We start from the raw sequence: 5,025 nt of genomic DNA, 5'->3' as shown, positions 1-5,025 counted from the left end.
CGCCGTCGGCCGAGCCGCGGAGGACCGGCCGGTCCTCGTCGTCGGCCTGCTCGCGTGGGTCGTCGGCCTGGCCCTGCCGCTCTTGGACGTGATCTGACCCGCGGCCTCCGCGAGCCCACGATGTCGCGGATCTCACGTTTCGGACGGTTCACCACCTGCCGATCCGCTCCACGCCGGTTCACGTCGGGTTTCATCCCCGGCGCACCTACCACAGAACTGATATCCCCTGAGAACGGAGTATGCTAAGAAATGAATCGTCCGATACGTCGGCGTGAGGCTCTCGCGGGGATCGGTGCTGCCGCCGCGAGCGCCGGCTGTATCGGACGAGTCCGGAACATCGCGGGCCGGGATCGCTCCTCACAGCTCGTCTTGGAGATCCGCACGACACCCACCGACGAGGACCCGAACGCGATCCGGATCGCCCGGTCGCTCTCGGAGAACCTGAACGCCGTCGGGATCGGTACCCGAGTGAACACGGTCGGCGGCGCCGACCTCCGGCGTGACGTCCTCCTCAATCACGATTTCGACATCTACGTCGGCCAGTACAACGAGGCGACCCCGTTCGACCCGGACGCGCTGTACGGGCTCACACACTCCCGGTTCACCGCCGAGACGGGGTGGCAGAACCCGTTCGGGTTCACCGACTTCGCTGTCGACGACTTACTCGAGTCACAACGGACTGCGAGCCGCGACGACCGTCCGGGGGTCGTCGCGGAGCTCCAGCGGACGCTCTGTGACCTCCAACCGTTCACCGTGGTCGCCTTTCCGGACGCGCTCACTGCGGTCCGATCGGACCGATTCGTGGGGTGGGAGAGGGACCGCCCGACTTCGCTCGCCGGCCTCCTCTCGCTGCGCCGATCGGCGGACGCCGGCGTCGGCAACACGGAAATAGACGACGGCGACGCCGAAACGGACGACGGCGACGCCGAAACAGACGACGGCGACGCCGAAACGGACGACCGCGACGCCGAAACGGACGACCGCGACGACCCAGTGACTCTTCGGCTCGTGACGACCGACGAGCGGATCACCACCAACTGGAACCCGATCGCGGCGGAGTACCGTCGGCACGGTACCTTCACCTCGCTCCTGTACGACCGCCTGATCGAGTTCGACGGCGTCGACCCGATCCCGTGGCTCGCCCGCGACCGAACGTGGGTCGACGAGAGGACGCTCCGGGTCACGCTGCGTGACGCGACCTGGCACGACGGTGAGCCCGTGACCGCTGCCGACGTCGAGTTCACTTACGAGTTCCTCCGTGACACGTCGCTCGGCGGCATCGACACTCCCGTTCCGAGCCCGCAGTACCGCGGCCAGGGGTCGATCGTCGACTCCACGTCGGTGGTCGACGAATCGACGATCGATCTCCGGGTGGGGGACGTTCCCCCTCCCGTCACCCATCGCGCGCTCCACGTGCCCGTCCTCCCCGAACACGTCTGGCGGGAGCGGACCGGGACTGCGACGGTCGCCGGGTTCGAGTTCGACGAGGCGACGACGGAGGCGCTCGTCACCAACAACGAGGAGCCGATCGGTAGCGGCCCGCTCCGCTTCGTCGAGGCGACGCCCGAGGAGTCGGTGACGTTCGAGCGCAACCCCGACCACTTCCTCGCCCGACTCGCTTCGGTGGCGACAGACGACAACGAGACGACGGCGACCGACGACGGCGGCGAGACCGGGGGGACGACCTCCCTCGGCGACGGGATCCCCGACACCTACTGGGGGAACCCGGCGTTCGACCGGCTGGAGATCGAGCGCGTCGGATCGGACATCGTCGCGGTCCAGACGGTCGGTGACGGGTTTGCGGACGCGACGGCCTCCAACCTTGGCCCGGACGCCGTCCCGCGGATCGGCCGCGAGGCGGACGCGACGCTCGTGAGCGAACGGTCCGCCGCGTTCTATCACATCGGCTACAACACCCGCCGCGCGCCCCTGTCGAACTTCCAGTTCCGCGCGATCGTCGCGTCGCTGATCGACAAGGCGGCGCTCGTTGACGACGCGTTCGCCGGTTACGCTCGCCCGGCAACCTCCCCGCTTGGGGCGTCGCCCGACTGGGTTCCCTCGGATCTGCGGTGGGACGACGACCGCGCTCACGACCCGGTCCACCCCTTCTACGGCGAGGACGGCGCGCTCGACGCCGAACAGGCCCGGGAGGCGCTCCGAGAGGCGTCGTATCGCTTCAACGAGGACGGCGAACTGCTGTCCCGGGACCAATGAGCCCCTTCCTGTCGGCGGTCTCCGGGCTGTTGTTGTGGCTGAGCGCGCTGACGCTTATCGCCGGTGTTACCATCATCGGTCCGCGGCGGCTGTACGATGTACCGAGGAACCTCGTTCACTACCTTCAGGAGGCGAAACGGTACGTCGCCGTGCTCGTTGCCGTCATGTTCGTCAGTGCCGTCGGCCGCGCCCCGCTTCAGACGGTATCTGAGCTCATCGGGCTCCGGCTCACGGGATACATCTACGCTTTCGAGGGTGGGTTCGTCGGGTGGGTTCAGACGTTCGCCACCGCCGAGTTGACGCTGTATTTTTCCTGGATGTACGTGTACGGCTACGCGTTTCTGTTGGTATTCCCGTTCATTGCGTACGCGGCGCTCTCCACATCGACGACGCTGAAGCGGCTCATGCTTGCGTACGCGCTAAACTACGGGCTCGGACTCGTCATGTACACCCTCGTTCTCGCGTACGGTCCGCGGAACGTGATGCCCGACCTCGTCACGCCGTTGCTATACACGTTTAATCCGGAGTATCGCGCACTCACCGGGGAAGTGAACGTCCCCACGAACGTGTTCCCCTCGTTACACACCTCGCTGTCGGTGACGGTCGCCGCGTTCGCGGCGCTCACCTACGACGAGTACCGCGCGTGGGCCCCGATCGCCGCGTGGATCGCGGGATCCGTCGTCGTCGCTACGATGTACCTCGGGATCCACTGGGCGGTCGACGTCGTCGCCGGGATCGCGCTCGCGCTCGGGAGCGTGTACCTCTCGTACCGGATCGTCGACGACGCGGGAGAATCGACGGCCGGGCCAACGAACGGGCCCACGGACGGATCCACGGACCCGTCGAGCGATGCGGGGCGTACGGACGACTGACGAGTGATCGTCTCGGAGAGCGGCGGGCCAGCGAGTTCCGACCGCCAGGAGTTATAATCATCCGTGAATACCACTCGATCATGACCGGCGAATACGACCCCGTTTGCCCGCCCGTCGCATTGAGCATCGCCGGCAGCGACAGCGGTGGCGGCGCAGGGATCCAAGCCGATCTGAAAACGATGACGGCACACGGGGTGTTCGGCACCACGGTCGTCGCCGCGACGACCGCCCAGAACAGCCGCGGGGTTCACGACGTCCACCCGATCCCCGCCGCCCACGTCGCGAGCCAGTACGACGCGGTCGTGGACGACTTCCCCGTCGCCGCGGTCAAGACCGGAATGCTCGCGACCGCCGAGATCGTCGAGACGGTTACCGACCGCCTCGCCGGCTTCGACGGACCGATCGTCGTCGACCCCGTAATGGTGGCCGCGACAGGCGATCGGCTCCTGTCCCAGGAAGCGGAGGCCGCGTACGACGACCTCATCGCCGCGGCGACGCTCGTCACGCCGAACGCCGACGAGGCGGCGGTGCTCGTCGACGGCCCGGTCGAGACCACGGCTGGCGCGGCGGCCGCCGGGCGCGAGCTGGTCGCTCGCGGTGCTACCGCCGCGCTGGTGAAAGGTGGTCATCTCGACGGGACGGGATCGGAGGGCGACGCTCCCGAGGTCGTCGACACCCTCGTCGTCGCCGACGGTTCCGACGGGGACGACACGCCGACCGTTCACCGGTCGGTTTCCCCCCGCATCGACACGGACGCGACCCACGGCTCCGGCTGTACCCTCTCCAGTGCGATCGCCGCCCGGCTGGCACGCGGCGAGCCTCTCGACGAGGCGGTCACGGCCGCCGTCGATGGGATGAGCGAGGCGATCCGACGCGGCTACGACGTCGGTTCCGGCCCCGGCGCAGTGAACCCCACGACGATGGACGGGTAGGTCCGAGACACCGCATGTGGGTGCTACGATGGCACGCTGCTGGTGCTATGACGGCGGCCCGAGGAGCCCTTCGACACTGCCTCCCTGCAAAACGACACCGGAAACATTGATACACGTGCCGACGCGAGATGTTCCGTCGCGGGTCCGTGTCGCTCGGGTAGGGGCTGTACACGGCCCGCGACGTTTCGGTCTACCGGCCCGTCCTCTGTCCGTGGACCCGTAGGGTTTTACCCGCCGACGGCGGGAGTACGGACGTATGCCAACGGGGATCGTCGGGGAGTTCCTCGAACTCAAGGACGGGACGGACGCTGACCTCCTCGCCATGCAGTGTGGCGACTTCTACGAGTTCTTCGCCGACGACGCGGAAACGGTCGCCGACGAGCTCGACCTCAAGGTGTCGAAGAAGTCCTCACACGGCTCCTCGTATCCGATGGCGGGCGTGCCGCTCTCGGAGCTGACGCCGTACCTGAAAGCGCTCGTCGAACGCGGCTATCGCGTCGCGGTCGCCGACCAATACGAGACCGACGACGGCGGCCACGCGCGGGAAGTGACGCGGGTCGTCACGCCCGGAACCCTCCTCGAGACGAGCGACGCCGACGCCCGGTACCTCGCGACGGTCGTCCGGGCTGGCGACGCGCGTCAGAACGCCCACCCGACCGGTTCGAGCGCGGACGCCACGGACGCGGCCACCGGCTCCGGCGACATCGAGGGCCCGTATGGTGTCGCGTTCGCGGACGTCACCACGGGCCGGTTCCTCGTCACGACGCTCGACGACCTCGGCGACCTCCGTGCGGAGCTGTACCGGTTCGACCCCGCTGAGGTCCTCCCCGGACCGACGGTTCGCAACGACGACGCCGTCCTCGCGGCGGTCCGCGATGACCTGTCGGGGTCCGTCTCCGTCTTCGACGCCGAAGCGTTCGCTCCCGGCCGGGCGGCACACGCGGTCCGCGACCAGTTCGGCGCGGAGACCGTCGACAGCGTCGGGCTCGACTCTGAGCTGGCGGTCC

General features: G+C 68.2%; 4 protein-coding genes. All 4 read left to right on the top strand.

Translation table 11 applies throughout. From position 1 onward, the window contains the following. Positions 1-249 precede the first annotated feature (249 nt). A complete protein-coding gene (locus tag ACFQEU_RS11205; RefSeq protein WP_379782144.1) occupies positions 250-2,214 on the top strand; it encodes an ABC transporter substrate-binding protein in 1,965 nt (654 codons plus the stop codon). After that, the gene (locus ACFQEU_RS11200; protein ID WP_379782142.1) at positions 2,211-3,086 is read left to right on the top strand and encodes a phosphatase PAP2 family protein; all 876 of its coding nucleotides are present in this window, start codon (positions 2,211-2,213) and stop codon (positions 3,084-3,086) included. Before ACFQEU_RS11205 ends, ACFQEU_RS11200 begins: the two co-directional genes overlap by 4 nt. A gap of 80 nt (positions 3,087-3,166) precedes the next feature. Continuing rightward, positions 3,167-4,018 (top strand): bifunctional hydroxymethylpyrimidine kinase/phosphomethylpyrimidine kinase, encoded by an 852-nt coding sequence (thiD, locus tag ACFQEU_RS11195; protein WP_379782140.1) that lies wholly within the window; start codon positions 3,167-3,169, stop codon positions 4,016-4,018. Between the two features lie 256 nt (positions 4,019-4,274). Then, positions 4,275-5,025: MutS N-terminal domain-containing protein (locus ACFQEU_RS11190; protein ID WP_465261135.1), on the top strand; the 751-nt coding region annotated here is incomplete at its 3' end.

Origin of the sequence: Halorubrum tibetense (assembly GCF_042661865.1) — an archaeon.
GTDB classification, from domain to species: domain Archaea; phylum Halobacteriota; class Halobacteria; order Halobacteriales; family Haloferacaceae; genus Halorubrum; species Halorubrum tibetense.
This window is presented reverse-complemented; position numbering and strand designations above follow the sequence as displayed.